The following is a 19,123-nucleotide window of genomic DNA, read 5'->3' as shown; positions in this document are numbered from 1 at the left end:
TGTAGTATGGAGGGGAGAGTAAGAGGCAAGATTTGGCTCTTTATCTAGTGCGAATCAGAAGGATGAACTGCTTCGTGCTTAATGTTAAAATGAAAGCGTTCACACACAAGGGCGCATAGGAACGGATAGGGGGATTTATTCAATGGGAGAGTCGTCGAACGGTCACGAAGCGTTGCAATCATTTTATGGTCCAAACTTAGGCTACATCGTTGAATTGTACGAGCAATATTTGGAAGACCCAGAATCAGTCGATGCGGAGACGCGTCGTTACTTTGACGAGCACGGGGCACCGGAAACGGCATTGCCAGAAACTCCGGCCGCTTCATTTGATTTAGAGAAAGTCGTGGCAGCGACACGGCTGGTCAATGACATTCGGGCACTCGGCCATAAAGCGGCTGATATCTACCCGCTCAAAGACCACCCGCGCGAACACGGCTTGTTTGCGTTCGATCGGTACGGGTTAGAAGAAGCGGACTTGACACAGATCCCGGCCCACTTATTGACAGAAGATGTGCCGAAGGCCGGCGCGAACGCGCTCGAGCTCGTCCGTCACTTGCTTGACGTCTACACGGACACGGTCGCCATCGAGCTCCGTCATTTAGATGACATGGAAGAGAAACGATGGATTCGCCGTCGCATCGAGCAAGGGGCGCTCAAAGCGAAACTGTCGAAGAACGAGAAAATCGAATTGTTTGAACGCCTGGCCGAGACAGAACTGTTCGAGTCGTTCCTTCATAAGACGTACGTCGGTCAAAAGCGGTTCTCGATCGAGGGGCTCGACGCGATGGTACCGCTCCTTGACGCGATGGTCGGCAGACTCATCTCGAGCGGGTCGGAACATATCAACATCGGGATGGCGCACCGGGGACGCTTGAACGTCCTCGCGCATGTGCTCGGGAAACCGTATGAGATGATTTTTGCCGAGTTCCAACACGCGCCGAACAAAGAGCTGATCCCGTCAGAAGGCTCAATCGGCATCAACTTCGGCTGGTCAGGGGACGTCAAGTATCACCTCGGCCTCGACCGGAAAGTACTTGAAGAGAAAAAAGAAGTCCGTTTGAACCTCGCCAACAACCCGAGTCACCTCGAGTTCGTCGGTGCCGTCGTCGAAGGATACACACGTGCCGCGCAAGACGATCGCTCTGAAAAAGGGATGGCCGTCCAGCACGACGACAAAGCCGCCTCGATTTTGATTCACGGGGATGCCGCCTTCCCAGGCCAAGGCATCGTCGCTGAGACACTCAACATGACGAACTTGAAAGGGTATCGCACGGCCGGAACGGTTCACGTCATCGCCAACAACACGATCGGCTTCACGACCGACCCGAGCGACTCGCGCTCGACGCGTTACGCGAGTGACATCGCCAAAGGATATGAGATCCCGGTGTTCCACGTCAACGCCGATGATCCGGAAGCTTGTATCGCCGTCGCCAAGCTATGCAGCGAATACCGTGCCACATTCCATAAAGACATCCTCGTCGACTTGGTCGGCTATCGCCGTTACGGCCATAATGAGATGGACGAACCGATGAACACGAACCCGGTGCTCTACAAAGCAATCAAAGGCCACCAATCGGTCCGTCACGTCTACGCTGACCGTCTTGAATCCGAAGGCGTCATGACGAAAGAAGACAAGGCGAAAATCGAGCAATCGATCGAGGGACGGCTCAAGTCGGCCAGAGACCTCGTACCGGCCGAAGAAGAAGACGCGGATATCGTCTTGCCGGAAGCGGTCCATAAAGGCTTCCCGTCTGTCGAGACGTCCGTCGACCGTGATGTACTCAAACGATTGAACGACGATCTTCTCGAATGGCCGGAAGGGTTCGGCGTGTTCCACAAACTTCAAAAAGTGCTCGATCGTCGCCGTGACGCGTTCGGGGAAAATGGAAAAGTCGATTGGGGTCATGCCGAGACGCTCGCCTATGCGTCCATCATCTCGGACGGGACACCGATCCGCTTGAGCGGTCAAGACTCTGAACGCGGTACGTTCGCCCAGCGCAACATTATGTTGAACGACGTCGAGACCGGCAAGAAGTTCTCGCCGCTCCACCATTTGTCGACGGCGAACGCCTCGTTCTCTGTGTTCAACAGCCCGCTCTCGGAAGGGTCGGTGCTCGGTTTCGAGTACGGATACAACGTCTTCGCCCAAGACACGCTCGTCTTGTGGGAAGCGCAGTACGGTGACTTCGCCAACTCCGCGCAAGTCATGTTCGACCAGTTCATCTCGGCCGGACGGGCCAAATGGGGACAGAAGTCTGGTCTCGTCATGCTCTTGCCGCACGGCTATGAAGGACAAGGCCCTGAGCACTCGAGTGCCAGGATGGAACGCTATTTGACACTCGCCGGAGAGAAGAACTGGACAGTCGCCAACTTGTCGACGGCCGCTCAATACTTCCACATCTTACGCCGCCAAGCGAAGATGCTCGGGACAGAACAAGTTCGTCCGATGATCATCATGACACCGAAGAGCCTGCTTCGTCATCCGCTCGCAGCCTCGCCGGTCGAAGATTTGGCAGACGGCAGCTTCTGCCCGATCGTCGAGCAACCAGGTCTCGGGGAGACGCCGGACAAAGTCGAACGTCTCGTCTTCTGTTCAGGGAAGATGGCGATCGATCTCCAAGAAGCGACGATGAAGTCTGAGGAGTCGCTCGACTTCTTGCACATCATCCGTGTCGAAGAGATTTATCCGTTCCCGGTGCGTGAGATTCGTGACGTCATCAGCCGTTATCCGAACGCGAAAGAAATCGTCTGGGTACAAGAAGAACCGAAAAACATGGGGGCATGGACGTACATCGAGCCGCGCCTCGAAGCAGTCACATCGAACCGCTTGAACGTCCGTTATATCGGTCGTCGCCGCCGGTCAAGTCCGGCCGAAGGAAATCCGACAGCCCACAAACAAGAGCAAGCGCGCATCATCCATGACGCATTATCGCGTGACGTCGTCTCAAGTGCGGCGGGCACGAGCACATACCAAAAAGATCGTAAATAAGTTAAGGGGGAACTCATTGTGATCGAAATCAAAGTACCGGAGTTAGCAGAGTCCATTACGGAAGGAACGGTCGCCTCGTGGCTCAAACAGCCAGGCGACCACGTCGAAAAAGGGGAAGCCATCGTCGAACTCGAGACAGACAAAGTCAATATCGAAGTGCCGGCAGATGAAGCGGGCGTGTTAGAAGAACAACTTGCCGGAGAAGGCGACACGGTCCAAGTCGGACAAGTCATCGCCCGCCTCGGTTCAGGTTCAGGCGGCGGTACGGCGGTCGCGACGAAGACGAAGACAGAAGCACCTGCCGAGACGGCTCCAGCTCCGGCTGAGACGAAAGTCGAGGCGGTCGGGGAAGCGAAGAAAGTCGAGCGCCGCGAAGAACACGTCGCAAGTCCGGGCAAAGGTCCGATTGCGACACCGGCAGCCCGTAAGCTCGCGCGTGAGAAAGGGATCGATCTCTCAGCCGTTCAAACGAGCGATCCGATCGGCCGCATTAACGTCCATGACGTGACGAGCCACGAGTCAAAACCGGCTCTGAAACAAGAAGCTCCGAAAGCACCGGCTGCACCACCGCAACCGGCGGCGAGCGGCAAAGAAGAAGAGCGCATCAAAATGACACGCCGTCGCCAGACGATCGCGAACCGTCTCGTCGAAGTCCAGCAGACGGCCGCGATGCTCACGACGTTCAATGAGATCGATATGTCAGCAGTGATGGCACTCCGCAAACGCCGTCAAGAGAAGTTCGTCAAAGACAACGACGTCAAACTCGGTTTCATGTCGTTCTTCACGAAAGCGGCCGTTGCGGCACTCAAGCGGATGCCGTACTTGAACGCTGAGATTCAAGGGAACGAGATCGTCTTGAAGAAGTATTACGATATTGGCATCGCCGTCTCGGCACCAGACGGACTCGTCGTCCCGGTCGTCCGTGAAGCAGATCGTAAAAACTTCGGCGAAATCGAGAAGGATATCCTCCACCTCGCCGACAAGGCCCGTAACAACAAGCTCGGGCTTAGCGATCTCACAGGTGGCACGTTCACGATCACGAACGGTGGCGTGTTCGGCTCACTCTTGTCGACACCGATCTTGAACGGGCCGCAAGTCGCCATCCTCGGGATGCACTCGATTCAACTCCGTCCGATCGCCATCGACGCGGAGACGATGGAGAACCGCCCGATGATGTATGTGGCGCTCTCGTACGACCACCGGATCGTCGACGGTCGTGAGGCCGTGACGTTCCTCAAACACATTAAAGATATGATTGAAGACCCAGAACAGTTGTTGTTCGAAGCGTAAACAAGAAGGTCCATGCCGATCAATGATATGCTCCCCAATAGGTAGACAGATGAAATAACAAATCTGTTTATCTGATTGGGGAGTGTTTTTTATGGCGAGAAGTCGGCATTCAATCGAACAAAAACTGAGTGCACTACGGATGATGGAAGAAGAAACATATACGTGGAAGGAAATCGAGGAGGCCCATGACGTCTCTGAGCATACCCTCCGGGTGTGGAAAGTGAAATTCGAGACCGGCGGAATCGACGCCTTGAAGGAGTCGAGGACATGGAAACTGTACACAAAGGAACAGAAAATAGCGGCCGTACGTGACTATCTCGATGGGGTCACCATGGTGGAAGTCCTCTCCAGACATCAAATCAGTAGTCGTTCGGTTCTATATCGGTGGATCAAGAAGTATACTAGTCATAGCGAGTTAACAGATTCGAGAAAAGGGATGGATCGAGCTATGACAAAAGGGAGAAAGACCACATTCGAGGAACGCATGGAGATCGTCAGGTATTGCCTGGACAATGGACGGAACTATCAACAGACGGCCGAGATATTCGCCGTGTCGTACCACCAGGTCTACGGCTGGACGAAAAAATATGACGCCGACGGCGTGCACGGGCTCGAGGACCGGCGCGGACGGACGAAGCAAGAAGAGGAACTGACCAACGAAGAGAAGCTCGAACGTCGCATCCAACAGATCGAGCGGGAGAACGAGCGCCTGCGGGCCGAGAACCTGTTCCTAAAAAAGTTAGAGGAGATCGAGAGGAGAGGTTGATCAGCCAAATCCGGCTACAATTACGTTACATGGCGATCGAGGAAATGTCGACGACCGACACGTTCCCGGTCGTGCTCCTGTGTGAAATCGCGCAGGTCTCACGGGCCGCCTACTACAAATGGTTGAAGCGTACCGTCTCGGTACGCGAGGAGGAGAACTTGGGCTTACTGGAGGACATCCGTCTCCTCTATGACCAGGTGAACGGGACCTACGGCTATCGACGGCTCACCATGACAATCAACCGCAGACGACGTCAACATGGCCTGCCGGCATACAATGAGAAGCGGATCTATCGTCTCATGCGCATCCATGAGATCCGTTCGGTCATCCGCCAGAAACGAAAGCGGCATAAGAAATCGTCACCGCAACATGTGGCCGAGAACCTGATGAACCGGGAATTCAGCGCGTCCCGACCGGACGAGAAGTGGTGCACCGACGTCACCGAGTTCAAATATGGCGCCGGGAAGAAGGCGTATCTGAGCGCGATCATCGACCTCTATGACGGCTCGATCGTCGCCTATCGCATCGGGAAATCCAACAACAACGCGCTCGTCTTCCAGACGATGATCCCAGCCATCGCGGGGCTCCGTTCAGGAGCGAGTCCGATGATCCATAGCGACCGAGGGTTCCAATATACCTCGAGAGGGTTCAAACGCATGGTGGAAGACGCGGGGCTGACCCACAGCATGTCCCGGGTCGGACGTTGTCTCGACAACGCCCCGATTGAGGGTTTTTGGGGTACCCTGAAAGTCGAGATGTACTATTTGCGTGAGTTCCAGGCCTACAGCGAACTCACATCAGCCATCGAGGCCTACATATCGTTCTACAACCATGATCGTTTCCAGAAACGACTAAACGGCTTGAGCCCTGTCGAATACAGGACTCAAGCCGCCTAGGCTGGTTTTCATTATTTGCCCTGTCTACTTGACAGGGAGCAGTTCACAAGCGGCATGGACCTTTTCTTATGCGATGAGCGTCTCATCGAGCGTGATTTGATTTTTGCCGTTTGCTTTTGAACGGTAGAGCGCCTGGTCGGCCCGTTCGATGGCCGTATGCGGTACCGTGTCCGAGCGCCAGAGCGCCGCCCCGATACTCGCCCCGACACGTGCCGTTCCATTTTCGAACGAGATCGGTTGTGACAGTGCCGTGATGATGTCGTCTCCGATCCGTGCGATTGCCCGGTGGCTCCGTCCGTTCCGTTCAAACAAGAGAAAGAACTCGTCTCCGCTCAACCGGACTGGATAAGCGCTGTCGAGCGACGTTTCGTTTAAACGTCTGGCAATCTCGATGAGCACGTCGTCGCCTGAAGCGTGACCGTACGTATCGTTGATTGCCTTGAACCCGTCCAGGTCGATGTAGAAACAGACGTATTCGTGTTGACCCGTTTGTGCTTCATTCAAATAATGCCGGAGCGCCGTCCGGTTGGCGAGCCCGGTCAAGACGTCACGGTTGGCGAGCGTCTCGAAATGGATGCGTTCGGTCTCGGCCTGTGTGAGCGATGTCACGAGTGATTCAAGGGCGGAGGCGAGCGATTCGATTTCGTGAATCCCGGATTGATGCGGGAACGTCTTCACTTTTCCTTGTTCCATGAGAGCGGCCGTTTCCGTTATCTTTTGGAGCGGACGCGTGATGAACGAGGCGAGGAGCCATCCTAGAATGGCGGTGACGAGCGCTGCGATAAGCCCGAACGACAAGATGTTCCGTTCGAGCGAGGCGACCGGGGCGAAGGCGACGTCGACCGGTTGCCGCACGACGACGCTCCAGCCGAGCCCGGAGTAATCGTCATAGCCTTCCCCTTTGGTGATGCCGGTCAAATAGTCCGTCCCGTCCGGCCACGTCACGACGTGCCAACCGTCTTCAAGTGTTAAGCCGAGCGGCTTCCCGACGAGTTCGTCCGGTCCGAGCAAGACGAGATTGTCTCGCTCGCTCATGACGAACAAATCGGTATAGCCAGACTGATGGTGGAGCGTCCTGTCAAAGTGGCGGAGCACTTCTTTGCCCCATTCCCAACTGAGATGCGTCGCCAACACACCTTGGAACGCGCCGTCACGGAAGAGCGGTACGCTAATATCGACGAATTGAAGCGGTTCGCCGCTCGGGTTCGGCAACAGCTCGGCAAGTAACACCGCCTCGTGGACGTCACCGATGAAAGGTTCGGTTTGCGCTTCTAGAAAGACGGGACGGGCCCCGATGTTGGCCCCTTCCAATATGCCGTTCGTCGAGGCGACGACGTTTCCAGATGCGTCGGTCACGCCCATCCACGAGAAGGCGGGGATGTTCGTCTGAACCTGGTCGAGCAGCGCCCGGCTCGAGTCAGGGTCGTTCAAGGCGTCGAGCCCTTGAAGCAGCTGCACTTCCTGATAGCGCGACCACATGTAAAAGTCGAGCTTGTCGACGAGCTGGTGCGACGTCATCGATAACCGTTCGCCGATTTCTTCCTCGAGCGAAGCACCTGAGCGCTGGCTGATCGTATACGTCAACGTGACGGTGAGTAAAAACACGAGCGTGGCGATGCTGAGCGCCAAGATGAGGCCGAGGCGCATCGTAACAAATTTCATATTAATAATTCCTCCTACATGGACACAGTCATTCTTCTCATCGGCCAAAGCGCATCGAGATGAAGTGAAGTTTTGAAAAAGATAGGTTGATTTCGTGGAAACAGATAGCGCTTTCGTTATAATGGAGACGACACTAATACATAGAGGTGAAGACAGTGAAACAGAATAAATTGTTGGTCCTCCTGACACTCGTCGCAGTCGTGCTCATCGCGGCGGTCGTCGTCATGTTGAACCAGCCGGAAGACCAAGCCGAGACGGCGTCAAAAGGCGAGCACGTCTCAACGGACGGGCAGCCGACGATCGGAGACGCTGACGCCCCGGTATCGGTCGTCGAGTTCGGTGACTACAAGTGCCCGTCTTGTAAACAGTGGGGTGAGACGGTCTATCCAAAACTAAAAGAAGACTATATCGACACGGGCAAGGCGAGTTTCAGCTACATTAACGTCCTCTTCCATGGACAAGAATCGATTTTAGCGGCGCTCGCCTCGGAATCGGTGTACGTCCAGGACCCGGATTCGTTCTGGGATTTCCACAAGGCCGTCTATGACGCGCAACCGGCGAGCCAGCACCACGATGAGGTGTGGGTGACGGTCGAGCGGTTGACCGAGATCGCCGAAGCGACGACGTCGGTCGATGTCGCACAGCTCAAAACGGACTTGAGTGAAAACTCGACCGTGCTTGAAGAAGTGAGCCTCGATGACGGACTCGTCAAAGAGAACGACGTCCGGCTCACCCCGACGATCATGATCAATGGCGTCATCCTCGATAATCCGTTCGATTATGAGGCAATCACGCGATTGATCGAGAACGACTTATGATGAGATCGTTCTTTAATCGGTATGGGCTTTACGCAGCTTGGCTCGTCTCGCTGACGGCGACGCTCGGCAGTCTATATTTCAGTGAGATCCGGGGGTTCGTCCCGTGCGAACTATGTTGGATGCAACGCATCTTTATGTATCCGCTCGTGTCCCTGCTCGGCATCGCCGTGTTCACAGATGACCGTTCGGTGAAGAAATATGTATTGCCGCTGTCGATTGTCGGTGGTCTCATTTCACTTTACCATTATTTAGTGCAAAAAGTACCCGGTTTCGCCGATATCAAGCCGTGTGCCCAAGGGGTGCCGTGCAACGTCCAATACATCAATTGGTTCGGGTTCGTGACGATCCCGTTCCTCGCTTTGACGGCGTTCACAATCATCACGTTACTCTTGCTCACCGTGAAAAAACGTTAAGGAGTTGGATGGATTGAAAAAAGGAATACTTGCGGCGCTCATGAGCGCGTTCGTCGTACTCGCCGCGTGCGGCAACGAGATCGAAGACCCGCTCAACTGGGATATCGAATCGTTCGACTATATGAATCAGAATGAAGAGACGGTCAGTCTAGACGATTTGAAAGGGAAGGTATGGATGGCCGATTTCGTGTTCACGAACTGTGAGACGGTCTGTCCGCCGATGACGTTCAACATGTCAAAATTAAATGATGCGCTCGTCGAAGAAGGGGTGGAGGACGTCCAATTCGTCTCGTTCAGCGTCGACCCGACCGTCGACACGCCAGACAAGATTAAAGATTTCATGGCGAACTACGACTTGGCGGAGGCTGACTGGCAGTTCTTGACGGGCTACTCGCAAGAAGAGATTGAGGCGTTCGCCCAAGAAAACTTCAAAGCGCTCGTCCGGAAACCGGAAGAAGGGACGCAAGTCGACCATGCGACGTGGTTCTATCTCGTCGACCAGGACGGGAAGATCGTGAAAGCGTACCCGGGCTTCCAAGACGTGCCGTATGAAGACATTATCAACGATATTAAGATTTTGCAGAAGTCCTGATGCATGAGCATCAGGATTTTTTTGGATGTCCGATTGAATTGTAAGTTTAAAGGCTCATCACCATAACTCGTGGTTGCTATTTTGACGACCGATCTCGAGGCGCAATCTTAAAAAGAATCGTTCGAGGTTTCGATAGCCATAACCACGGCGTTTGATGAGCTTGATCTTGTTGTTCGTCCCTTCCATCTTCCCGTTCGACAACCTTGACACGATGGTCTGGCGCATTGCTTGCTCTCGGACCCGGATCGCTTTCGCGATCTTCGCTAAGGGCCCGCACGGATGGAACTGATAACGGTCCAACCAGTCCGTCAGCCGCCGTTGCGCCTGTATCTCGCACGTCGCCTTCAGCACATACCGGATATGCTGGAGCCCTTGATAGAGGTTCCGAATGAATGGATCTTCCTGAATACAGGAACGGGCGACCTCCCGGTCTTCCCCAGTCAGCGTTTCCGGGCGACGCGCGAGCGAACGATCGATCACGCGAACGTGGTGATGGCGTCTTGCCTCGTTCAAAAAACGACGCCGTCGGCGAAGAGCGTCCGTGAAGAACTGGACGAGGTGGAACCGGTCCAGCACATGTTCTACCTCCGGGAAGACATGGTTGATGGCCTTCGCCATCGCCGGTGCAAAATCACTGACGACAGAACGGATATCCCCGGATATGTCTTGAAGTGCTGCCGTGATGGCTGCCACGTCCCGGCCCGGGACAATGGACAGAAGCTGTCCACTCTTGGCATCGAGGACAATCGTCGCATAGTGGTGCCCCTTTCTCGTGGCGAACTCGTCGACCAGGACATGCGTTGCACGCTCCATCGTCTCCACTGAAGCGTACTGATAGAACCAGCGCTCCACCGTCGTATAAGGGAGGCCGTACTCGCGTGCGACATCTGAGATCGTCCGTCCGTGGCAACGTTTTGCGATGCCTTTCCGGAAAACCTCGGTGGAAGTGCGGACGAGCCCGAGACCGTAGTCATACACGAACGTCAAATCACAAGAGGTGCATCTTTGACGTGGGACATCCAGTTCGATCCAGAGTACACCGACGTTCCACGCATGACCGTGTCGAAAGCGACGCCGCTTTTTCGAATGCTGGATGGTCTTTCTCTGGCAAAGCGGACAAGGGATGTCATGTCGACCCGGGATGACCGGAAAAACGTTTGGTTCTTCGTCTGACGACATTTGGATCTGAAAAAGGGCTGGAAGTGGAAGAAGTAATTTGATAAACTGTTGGGACAAAGCGAAAACTCCAATCGTGGTTTGTCTAAGCAACAATTACGATACCGGGGTTTTCGCTTTTTTTCTATGTTCAATTCAAAATCCGATGGATTTTATGTGTCAACCACACCTTATGGTGATGAGCCAGTTTAAAACTATTATAGTAATAAAAGTAATTAACTTTTTTCATCTTATTACCAATTGAAAATTAGAATGGAGAACAAACAATGTATATCGCCATACCAGTCTTCACGCTCATCGGCATAATCGGATGGGGAATCTATTTTCTCATCGATCTGTACAAACATCGATTTACAAACCTATGGCGTCGCGCATTCATTCATAGTTCGATCGTCTATATGATTGTAGTCGTTCACCTCACCATCGGTTATCTTCAATTTCCGGCACAAACGCTGATGATTGATCGCGTTCAACTCGTCCCGTTCCGATTTGTGTACGATTGGTACATGGTCAGTATGCGCGGGTCGTGGTTCTTTTGGAACTCGGTCAAGTTGACTACGTACAACTTTCTGTTACTGATTCCGCTTGGAATATATCTCACCTCACTTTATAAACTTCGACCTAGACGGGGACTCGTGCTTGTCATTCTGACAACGGTCGTCATTGAACTGACTCAACTTGTCTTAACAAAGTTCGGTTTCATAGATCGAGGATTCAATGTCGATGATCTTCTGTTGAATTCCTTAGGTGGTTGGTTCGGACTGTGGATAGGCTCTTTGATCTCAAACAGGAGCCAAGCGAATTCATATAAACGAAAGACGGCGTAAGCGAAGATTCAACACGTTCGGTAAAGGAAGAATCATGCGCATTCCGCTACTTCATCGTATAATGAGACAAACATTATCATATGGGGAAGAGGATGAACGTGAAAAAGACGCTATTGTTTTCATTGATTGGCATGGCCGCCGTGACCGGTACCGTGCTCACGCAGTATAAACCGCTCGGACGTAAGCCGAAGGCGCTCGAGTCGCCGCATTTGGTGAACGGCAAGTTCCGTAACTTGCTCGATACGCCGATGCGATTCTCATCAGATGACATGATCTCGATGACACGAGACTATGTGAACGTGAACTCGCGGCGGAAACCGAGCGAGCCGCTCCCGGTCGTGCCGATCGATTTCACGGAGAAACTCGGGTCGAGCTTCACGCGCGTCTACTGGCTCGGCCATTCGGCACTGCTCGTTCAAATGGACGGAAAGACGATGCTCGTCGACCCGATGTTCGGCCGCAGCCCGTCACCGCTCCCGTTCGCGAAGAATGAACGGTTCAGTGAAGACTTGCCGTTCGAACTCGATGACTTACCGGAGATTGACGTCGTCTTGCTCACGCACGACCATTACGACCATTTGGACTATGCATCGATTCAAGCGATTGAAGACCGGGTCGCGACGTTCATCGTCCCACTCGGCGTCGGCAGTCACTTGAAACGGTGGGGCATCGGGGCCGAACGCATCGTCGAACGTGATTGGGGCGACACGTATACGTTCGGGTCATGGACGTTCGTCTGTACACCGGCCCGTCACTTCTCAGGACGCTCGCTCACGGACCGGAATGCGACGCTTTGGGCGTCGTGGGTCGTCATCGGCGAGACGGATCGTCTGTTCTTCAGCGGGGACGGTGGCTATGGCCCGCATTTCAAAGAGATCGGTGACACTTATGGCCCGTTCGATTTCGCGGCGCTCGAGTGTGGCCAATACGATGAACGCTGGCCGGACGTGCACATGCAGCCGCATGAGACGGCGCAGGCGTTTCATGACGTACGGGCCGACAAAGTGCTCCCGATTCACTGGGGCGCGTTCACCTTGTCGTTCCATGATTGGTTCGACCCGGCCGAACAGATGGTCACGCTTTTACCGAAAGACGACGTCTTGACGCCGGTGATCGGCGAACGCATCACGCTCGACGGACGGAACGACACGAAAACGTGGTGGCGTGACATGGAAGACGCGAACAAGCGGTGACCGATTCGGTCACCGCTTGTCTTTAGGAAGAGAGGCGTTCGGCCTCCTCTTTCTCGATATGCAGTTCATGTTTCCGCGTATAGACGAGGAACGCCCCCGTCATGAGGATGGAGCTGATCCCGAACAAGATGACCATGAGTTGTAAACCGATCAAGTCGAGGAAGAAGCCCGTGACGAGCAGGACGACTTGGAAGACGATCCGGTCGAGCATGTTCCGGAACGAGAAGAAGCGGCCGTGATAGTCCTTCGGCATCCGTGTTTGGAAAATCGTCACCGCGGTCGGGAAGAAACAGCCGACCGAGAAGCCGAACAAGACGAACGCCGCGATCGAGACGGCCGGAATGTCAGCGAAGTAGAGCATGAGCTGGGCGACGCCGATCAAGAACGAGAACGTGAACAGAATCGAGAAGACGGAGAACTTCTCGCCGATCCGTTTGATGACGAACGCGCCGATCATGAAGGCAATCCCTTCCGCTGTATAAATCCAGCCTTTGATCGCCGTCGAATCTTGCAGCTCGCTAATGTTGATGACGAGCAAGTTGAACCCGCCGATAAAGAGGAGCGGGATGAGTGTCATGACGAGCGTCATGAAGATGACCGGGATCGACTTGATGATCGGGAAGACGTCCTTGAAGCCGCCGGACGACTTGTCGACTTTCTTCGCGGACGGTACGGCCGTCTCGTCGATCTTCAGGAACCATGTCGCCACAGCGAGGAGCAAATAGGCGACGAGCGAGAGCGCGTAGACGTCCCGAAGCGAGATGAGCGTGAGCAAAATGCCGGCGATGGCCGTCCCGATGACGCGCGACAACGTCGACACGTTCATATGGATGCCGTTCAAGGCGAGCAGTTCCCGTTCTTTGACGATGAGGGGGATGGCCGCCTGGAGCGCCGGAAAGTAGAACGCGGCCGACCCTTGTAGGAAGACGAGGAAGACGACCATCCAGAGGACGCTGCCCGTCTCGATGGCGACGAACATGAACAGGACGCTGAGCGCCCGGACGATGCTTGAGATGAGCATGATTTTCTTTTTCGAGCCTTGATCGGTGAGTCGACCCGCGAGCGGCCCGATGGCGACCCCGGCGAGCAATCCACCGGCTAAGATGAGTGCCTTGACGAAGTCAGACGGCACTTTCTCCTGCATGAACTCCAAGTTGCCGATGATGCCGAGCCAAAGCCCGAGACCGGCCACGAACTCCCCGGTCAAGATGATCCAGACGTTGCGATTTTTCCACATATGGATAAGTCCTCGATTCTTATTAGCTAATAATAATTATCCTTCAGAACGATTCAGAAAGCTACAAAAAAGAAGCCGAGGATTCGGCTATACAAATATGTATTTTTGTAATACAATGTATTACAAAGGAGGGCGATCATATGAGTACAATATCTGTTCGACTCGACGAAGAGGATGCTCGTCTCATTAGAGAGTATGCGAAAACGAAGAATCTTACCCTTTCCACTCTCGTCCGCGATGCTGTTTTAGAACGAATTGAGGATGAACTCGATTTAAAATTGTATCATGAAGCGATGAAGGCTCATCAAGAGCATTCTGAGGCAATTTCATTTGACGACATGATGAAGGATTTAAACTTGAAATGAAAGTTTATCAAGTCGCACTCGAACGAAATGCTCAAAAAACATTGAAAAAGATGGATCCCCAACAGGCGCGGATCATCATGGCCTGGATCAAGAAAAACTTGGTCGGAACAGATGATCCGCGCCGTCATGGGAAAGGGTTAGTTGCCAATCACTCTGGCGAATGGCGGTATCGCATTGGTGATTATCGTCTAATTGCAGATATTCAAGACGAGACAATCACAATTCTCATTTTAGAAATCGGTCATCGTAGAGATATCTACAAGTAAAACATTGCGTATACATAAGGTTTTTTAAGAAAACCCTAAAAAGCATTCGTCCAAATATGGGCGAATGCTTTGCTTTTGTTCGTTTCATATCAAATCTCGCAGTTGTCGTCCGTGCACGTCGCACCGCCCGAAATCACTTGAAGCGTCGGTGCCGATTCGGCCCACGTCTTCTCGAGCACTTGTGTGAACGCCTCGGTCGGTTGCGCGCCAGAGACGCCGTATTTATTGTCGAAGACGAAGAACGGGACGCCAGTGATACCGAGATCGCTCGCGCGCTTCTCTTCAGCGCGCACGTCATCCGTGTACACGTCTGACGCGAGCACGTCTTTAACGGCGTCCGCATCGAGTCCGACACTTGTCGCGATCTCGACGAGGACGTCATGGTCGCCGATATGTTTCGCGTCGACGAAATACGCCTTCAGGAGCGCTTCTGACAATGCCTTCTCTTTGCCGACCGTCTTCGCATAGTGCGTCAACCGATGTGAGTCGAGCGTGCCCGTGACGACCATGTTGTCAAAATCGTAATCAAGCCCGACCGTGCGAGCTTGGGCCGCGACTTGCGCCGTCGTCGTTTTCGCCTGCTCGAGCGGCATGCTGTATTTCTTGGCGAGCACTTCATAAATCGAGCACGAATCCGTCGTCGGGGCGTTCGGGTCGAGCTCAAAGCTCTTGAACTCCACCTCGACGTTGTCCGCGTGCGGGAACTGTTCGAGTGCTTCTTCTAAACGGCGCTTGCCGATATAACAGAACGGGCAGACGTAGTCTGACCAAACTTCAATTTTCATATTCAATCCCTCCTACAGTCAGTGTAGGATGTCTTGAAATCGAAGTAAACGAAACTGCTCAACAAAAAAAGCCCTCACGAGGAGGGCTCAAAAGACATACCAGAACACGCAGACGAAGTGGGCGAAGCTGCCGAACAAGATGAACAAGTGGAACACCTCGTGGAAGCCCCAACCGCGCCAGTTGACGAACTTTGGTTTGAATCCGTAGATGAGGCCGCCAATCGTATACATGACGCCACCGAGGATCAACCAGAAGATGCCGGCGTCGCCGATGACGCTATGGAGCGGCCCGATGAAGAACACCGATAACCAACCCATCCCGATATAAAGTGCCGTCGACAAGAAGCGCGGCGCGTGGAACCAGACGAGTTTGAAGATGATGCCGAACAAGGCGAGGGCGTGCACCGTGCCAAACAACACCCAACGCGTCGGACCTTCGAGCGCGAGCAAGGTGAGCGGTGCGTACGTCCCGGCGATCAACGCATAAATCATCGCATGATCGATTCTCCGGAAGAAAGCGATCACGTTCGGCGAGGCGATGATGCTGTGGTAAAGGCCGGACGATAAGTATAAAAACACGAGACTGATGCCGAATAAAATCGCCGCCATAATAGCGAGCGGCTCCCCGAGCATCGATGCTTTCACCGTCATCGCAATCAACGCGACGAATGCGAGCACGGCCCCAGCTAAATGGGTCAATGCGTTAATCGGTTCCCGAAAAATCGAATTCATGTAAAACACTCCTTATCACATCATGTAGTATTCATAACTACATGATAAGCTGAACACATGAAAACAACAAGGTTTTTGTTTCGACAAACCGGGTTTATTCGTATACTAAAGGAGAGGTGATGTAGATGAAGCCGACCGATATCGTCCAGACGGAAGGGACGCTGCCGAAGCAGGTGCTCCCGACGATCGACTTATATATGGACCAAGTCATTCAACTGTTCGAGCAACATTACGGCAAGATGAAGCGCGACGAGACCGAGACGATTTTGACGAAGACGATGATCAACAACTATGCTAAAGGCAAGCTGTTCCATCCTGTCAAAAACAAGAAGTATACGAACGAGCACTTGATGCTGCTCAGCTTGATCTACGAGATGAAGGGGTTACTTTCAATCAATGACATCAAAGAGACGCTCCGGCCGTTGAACGAGTCGGACGAGGAATTCTCGCTCGAGGACTTCTATGACGCGTATCAAGTCCAGAAAGTGCAAAACATGCAGGCGTTCGAGGCGCAGGCCGAGACGCTTCTCGCCAACGTGCGGACGAACGAGACGAACGGCATCCAACAGTCGCTCGCCATCGCCTCGGCCGTCCATATGAGTCATTTGTTCCAACGGCTCGCTGAACAGTTGATTGATGAAGGTAAATGAAAAATGCCCCTTAGAATCCGATTGGAGTCTAGGGGGCATTTCGTCATTTCAGGCGTTCGCGCTCAAAGCGCACGCCCTTGTTGTAGAGCGTTACGACGAGAAGTGGCGCCGCGTAATTGATCGTGACGACGAAGACCACTGGCCAAAATGTATGTTGGTCATAGAAGAGGTTCGAGAAAACATAACTGAGTGCGGCGACGATGACGACGTGGACGAGTGGATGAAGCTGTCTAAACAGCGCATTGAGCACACTACTGATGAATACGGTCAAAATGGAAAGCATGAACAAGCCGAACAGAATCAACATCCACATGAGGTCCATACGTCACCGCCTTTTAGTCATTAATATACTACTCGAACACGTCATCGATATCGCTGAAGCCGGTCAAGTCGGAAGCTCGTTTTTTGAACAGTTCCATCTCTTCTCAATAATGGATTTTATGCATCTCGTTCGGGTCGGACCCGGTCCGTTCGTCTCGGTTCAGCCCGTCGATCGCTGCCATGTCCTCTTTCGTCAACGTGAAGTCGAACACTTGGATATTCTCTTGAATCCGGCTCGGTGTGATCGATTTCGGAATGACGGCGACACCGTTCTGTAAGTGCCAGCGCAAGATGACTTGGGCCGGTGACTTGCCGTGCTTCGTCGCGATGTCCGTGATGACCGGGTCAACGAGCGCCTCACGGCCCTTCATGAGCGGGCTCCACGCCTGGATTTGGATGTCATATCGTTTGCAGAACGCAATCAACTCTTTTTGGGACAAGTATGGGTGAATCTCGACTTGGTTCACGGCCGGCACGATCGAGCACGATTGGATGATCTGTTCGAGGTGGCTGACCTCGAAGTTCGAGACGCCGATGGCCCGTACTTTGCCTTCTTCGTAAAGTTGTTCGAGCGCTTTGTATGTCTCGACGAACTTGCCGAAGCGCGGCATCGGCCAATGGATCAAAAATAAGTCGACATAGTCGAGGCCGAGCCGGTCGAGACTGTCTTGGAACGCCTGGAGCGCCTCGTCAAACCCGTGGTACTCGTTCCAAAGTTTCGTCGTCACGAAAATCTCTTCACGCGGGACGCTCGATTCCCGAATCGCGCGTCCGACGCTCTCCTCGTTCTGATAGATGGCGGCCGTGTCGATCAATCGGTATCCGGCGTCAAGCGCCGCCTTCACCGTATCGACCGTCACGGAACCGTCCTCGACCTTGTACACGCCGAGTCCGAGCATCGGCATCGATACATCATTGTTAAGTGTTGTCCATTCCATATTGATTCCCTCCCTATCACTTCTAACGTTACCGAAATTCGGTCGAAAGTGAAAGTGAAAGCTACAGCTGAATGCTTTCTCCGTGCGCTTTGATCACGATTTGGTCACGGTCTAGTTTCGCTGCGGCGACGAGTCGTGCGTAAGGCTCCTCGACCGGCTCGTACGACAAGACGAACGTGTCCCAATGCATCGGGAAGAACCGTTTCGCCCCGCTCTGTTTGAACATCGTCCACGCCTGTTCCGGTGTGCAATGCGCTTCTTGGAACGAGTCGGGCTGATAGGCGCCGATCGGGAAGAAGGCGAGGTCGATCGGCTCTTTGCTCGCGAGGCCGTTGAACGATTCGGTATAGGCCGTGTCACCGGCGAACAGCATACGGACGCCTTTATATTTCAAGACGTAGCCGTTATACCCCATATGTTTGTCCCATGGGAAGCGGTTGCCCCAGTGGGCGACCGGGATCGCTTGCACGTTGAGCCCGTTCGCAAGCGTCAACTTGTCGTGCGGGTGCATCTCGAGCGTCTGCAGGCTCGGATATTTGCGTAACAGCTTGCTCGTTCCCGGGGCCGAGATGACGACCGTGTCGCGGGTGATGAGCCGTTTCAAACTTTTATGGTCGAAGTGGTCCATGTGGGCGTGGCTGAGCAAGATGACGTCGACATGCCCGATTTCTTCAATCGACAGGGCAGGGGCGGTATGCCGCTTCATCCCGAACGTGACGGGACCGAGGTGGACGCCGATCCGGTTTGAGAATACCGGGTCGGTCAAAATTTTCAGACCGTACCAATGGATGAGCACGGTCGAATGGCCGATCCACGTGGCGCTGACGCTCGTCTCGTCGAGAGAGGACAAGTCAGGCTTGATGGTCGGGCGTTTGAACTCGGGTCGTGGTAACTTTTGTTTCAATCGCGTATAGAAGAACGTACCGACGCTCGCCAACACGGCGCTCGGGACGAGCAGGTTTCGAAGTCTCATATCATTCACCTCATCAATCTAAGATGGTTTCATCATACCGCTCGCACGTCGAACCCGCATCAGCCCGAAGCCGTAGAAACGATGGGAGATTATGGTCCGGACCTTGCGAATCCGCTTTCAATTTGGTACGGTGGCAGTAGATTAGGAAAGGAAGGTACCGCGTGCCATGAAAAAGTCACACTCACTCAAACGATGAAACGAATCATCACTGTTCGCACGAACAGTCACGGGTGA

Annotated in this window: 19 protein-coding genes; 11 read left to right on the top strand and 8 right to left on the bottom strand. The window is 53.6% G+C overall.

Annotation, left to right across the window (positions count from 1 at the left end):
* Positions 1-142: 142 nt before the first annotated feature.
* The 3 genes from P398_RS0113535 (at position 143) to P398_RS16650 (ending at position 5,941) form a co-directional block, all read left to right on the top strand.
* Positions 143-2,989 (top strand): 2-oxoglutarate dehydrogenase E1 component, encoded by a 2,847-nt coding sequence (locus P398_RS0113535; protein ID WP_029335735.1) that lies wholly within the window; start codon positions 143-145, stop codon positions 2,987-2,989.
* A gap of 18 nt (positions 2,990-3,007) precedes the next feature.
* On the top strand, positions 3,008-4,279 hold the full coding sequence (odhB, locus tag P398_RS0113530) for a 2-oxoglutarate dehydrogenase complex dihydrolipoyllysine-residue succinyltransferase (protein WP_029335733.1): 1,272 nt from the start codon (positions 3,008-3,010) through the stop codon (positions 4,277-4,279).
* Between the two features lie 91 nt (positions 4,280-4,370).
* Positions 4,371-5,941 (top strand): IS3 family transposase gene (locus P398_RS16650; RefSeq protein WP_115336706.1). Its coding sequence is split into 2 segments (ribosomal slippage): positions 4,371-5,010 and positions 5,010-5,941, totalling 1,572 coding nucleotides; the frame shifts between segments, so codons are not numbered across the junction.
* Positions 5,942-6,007: 66 nt separating this feature from the next.
* Here the strand turns inward: P398_RS16650 and P398_RS0113515 are convergent.
* Complete coding sequence (locus P398_RS0113515) at positions 6,008-7,603, bottom strand: diguanylate cyclase domain-containing protein (protein WP_029335731.1); 1,596 nt, start codon at positions 7,601-7,603, stop codon at positions 6,008-6,010.
* Positions 7,604-7,758: 155 nt separating this feature from the next.
* Between P398_RS0113515 and P398_RS0113510 the strand changes: the two genes are divergently transcribed.
* From P398_RS0113510 to P398_RS0113500, 3 genes are read left to right on the top strand one after another with little or no spacing between them, the layout of a single operon-like run.
* Positions 7,759-8,421 carry a DsbA family protein gene (locus tag P398_RS0113510; RefSeq protein ID WP_024371879.1) on the top strand — a complete coding sequence of 221 codons (663 nt, stop codon included), beginning with the start codon at positions 7,759-7,761 and terminating at the stop codon, positions 8,419-8,421.
* Positions 8,418-8,834 carry a disulfide oxidoreductase gene (locus P398_RS0113505; protein WP_029335729.1) on the top strand — a complete coding sequence of 139 codons (417 nt, stop codon included), beginning with the start codon at positions 8,418-8,420 and terminating at the stop codon, positions 8,832-8,834. Before P398_RS0113510 ends, P398_RS0113505 begins: the two co-directional genes overlap by 4 nt.
* Positions 8,835-8,874: 40 nt before the next feature.
* Positions 8,875-9,426 carry an SCO family protein gene (locus P398_RS0113500; RefSeq protein WP_174233479.1) on the top strand — a complete coding sequence of 184 codons (552 nt, stop codon included), beginning with the start codon at positions 8,875-8,877 and terminating at the stop codon, positions 9,424-9,426.
* 57 nt (positions 9,427-9,483) lie between these two features.
* Here P398_RS0113500 and P398_RS0113495 read toward each other — a convergent pair whose 3' ends face one another.
* Complete coding sequence (locus P398_RS0113495) at positions 9,484-10,605, bottom strand: ISL3 family transposase (RefSeq protein ID WP_235263488.1); 1,122 nt, start codon at positions 10,603-10,605, stop codon at positions 9,484-9,486.
* Between the two features lie 263 nt (positions 10,606-10,868).
* Here P398_RS0113495 and P398_RS17195 point away from each other — a divergent pair, with 263 nt between their 5' ends.
* Positions 10,869-11,429 (top strand): VanZ family protein, encoded by a 561-nt coding sequence (locus P398_RS17195; RefSeq protein WP_029335722.1) that lies wholly within the window; start codon positions 10,869-10,871, stop codon positions 11,427-11,429.
* Between the two features lie 98 nt (positions 11,430-11,527).
* Complete coding sequence (locus P398_RS0113485) at positions 11,528-12,622, top strand: MBL fold metallo-hydrolase (RefSeq protein WP_235263393.1); 1,095 nt, start codon at positions 11,528-11,530, stop codon at positions 12,620-12,622.
* A gap of 22 nt (positions 12,623-12,644) precedes the next feature.
* Here P398_RS0113485 and P398_RS0113480 read toward each other — a convergent pair whose 3' ends face one another.
* Entirely contained in the window at positions 12,645-13,859 is a 1,215-nt protein-coding gene (locus tag P398_RS0113480) for an MFS transporter (RefSeq protein ID WP_029335718.1), read from the bottom strand.
* A gap of 140 nt (positions 13,860-13,999) precedes the next feature.
* Between P398_RS0113480 and relB the strand changes: the two genes are divergently transcribed.
* Positions 14,000-14,224: a type II toxin-antitoxin system RelB family antitoxin gene (gene relB, locus P398_RS0113475; protein WP_029335717.1), complete on the top strand. Its 225-nt coding sequence runs from the start codon at positions 14,000-14,002 to the stop codon at positions 14,222-14,224.
* Positions 14,221-14,490: a type II toxin-antitoxin system RelE family toxin gene (locus P398_RS0113470; RefSeq protein WP_029335715.1), complete on the top strand. Its 270-nt coding sequence runs from the start codon at positions 14,221-14,223 to the stop codon at positions 14,488-14,490. Before relB ends, P398_RS0113470 begins: the two co-directional genes overlap by 4 nt.
* An 89-nt stretch (positions 14,491-14,579) precedes the next feature.
* On the opposite strand, the gene P398_RS0113465 is transcribed toward P398_RS0113470, so the two are convergent.
* Positions 14,580-15,275, bottom strand: coding sequence for a DsbA family oxidoreductase (locus P398_RS0113465; RefSeq protein WP_029335713.1), 696 nt, complete (start codon positions 15,273-15,275; stop codon positions 14,580-14,582).
* Between the two features lie 87 nt (positions 15,276-15,362).
* Positions 15,363-16,007, bottom strand: coding sequence for a PAQR family membrane homeostasis protein TrhA (gene trhA / locus P398_RS0113460; RefSeq protein ID WP_024369759.1), 645 nt, complete (start codon positions 16,005-16,007; stop codon positions 15,363-15,365).
* 125 nt (positions 16,008-16,132) lie between these two features.
* Here trhA and P398_RS0113455 point away from each other — a divergent pair, with 125 nt between their 5' ends.
* On the top strand, positions 16,133-16,657 hold the full coding sequence (locus P398_RS0113455) for a DUF1836 domain-containing protein (protein ID WP_024369760.1): 525 nt from the start codon (positions 16,133-16,135) through the stop codon (positions 16,655-16,657).
* Between the two features lie 43 nt (positions 16,658-16,700).
* Here the strand turns inward: P398_RS0113455 and P398_RS0113450 are convergent, their stop codons facing one another.
* The 3 genes from P398_RS0113450 to P398_RS0113440 form a co-directional block, all read right to left on the bottom strand.
* Positions 16,701-16,979, bottom strand: coding sequence for a hypothetical protein (locus P398_RS0113450; protein ID WP_029335712.1), 279 nt, complete (start codon positions 16,977-16,979; stop codon positions 16,701-16,703).
* A gap of 103 nt (positions 16,980-17,082) precedes the next feature.
* Positions 17,083-17,916: an aldo/keto reductase gene (locus tag P398_RS0113445; protein ID WP_029335711.1), complete on the bottom strand. Its 834-nt coding sequence runs from the start codon at positions 17,914-17,916 to the stop codon at positions 17,083-17,085.
* A 61-nt stretch (positions 17,917-17,977) separates the two neighbouring features.
* On the bottom strand, positions 17,978-18,889 hold the full coding sequence (locus P398_RS0113440; RefSeq protein ID WP_029335710.1) for an MBL fold metallo-hydrolase: 912 nt from the start codon (positions 18,887-18,889) through the stop codon (positions 17,978-17,980).
* Positions 18,890-19,123 lie beyond the last annotated feature (234 nt).

Origin of the sequence: Exiguobacterium aurantiacum DSM 6208, from assembly GCF_000702585.1 — a bacterium.
GTDB classification, from domain to species: domain Bacteria; phylum Bacillota; class Bacilli; order Exiguobacteriales; family Exiguobacteriaceae; genus Exiguobacterium; species Exiguobacterium aurantiacum.
This window is presented reverse-complemented; position numbering and strand designations above follow the sequence as displayed.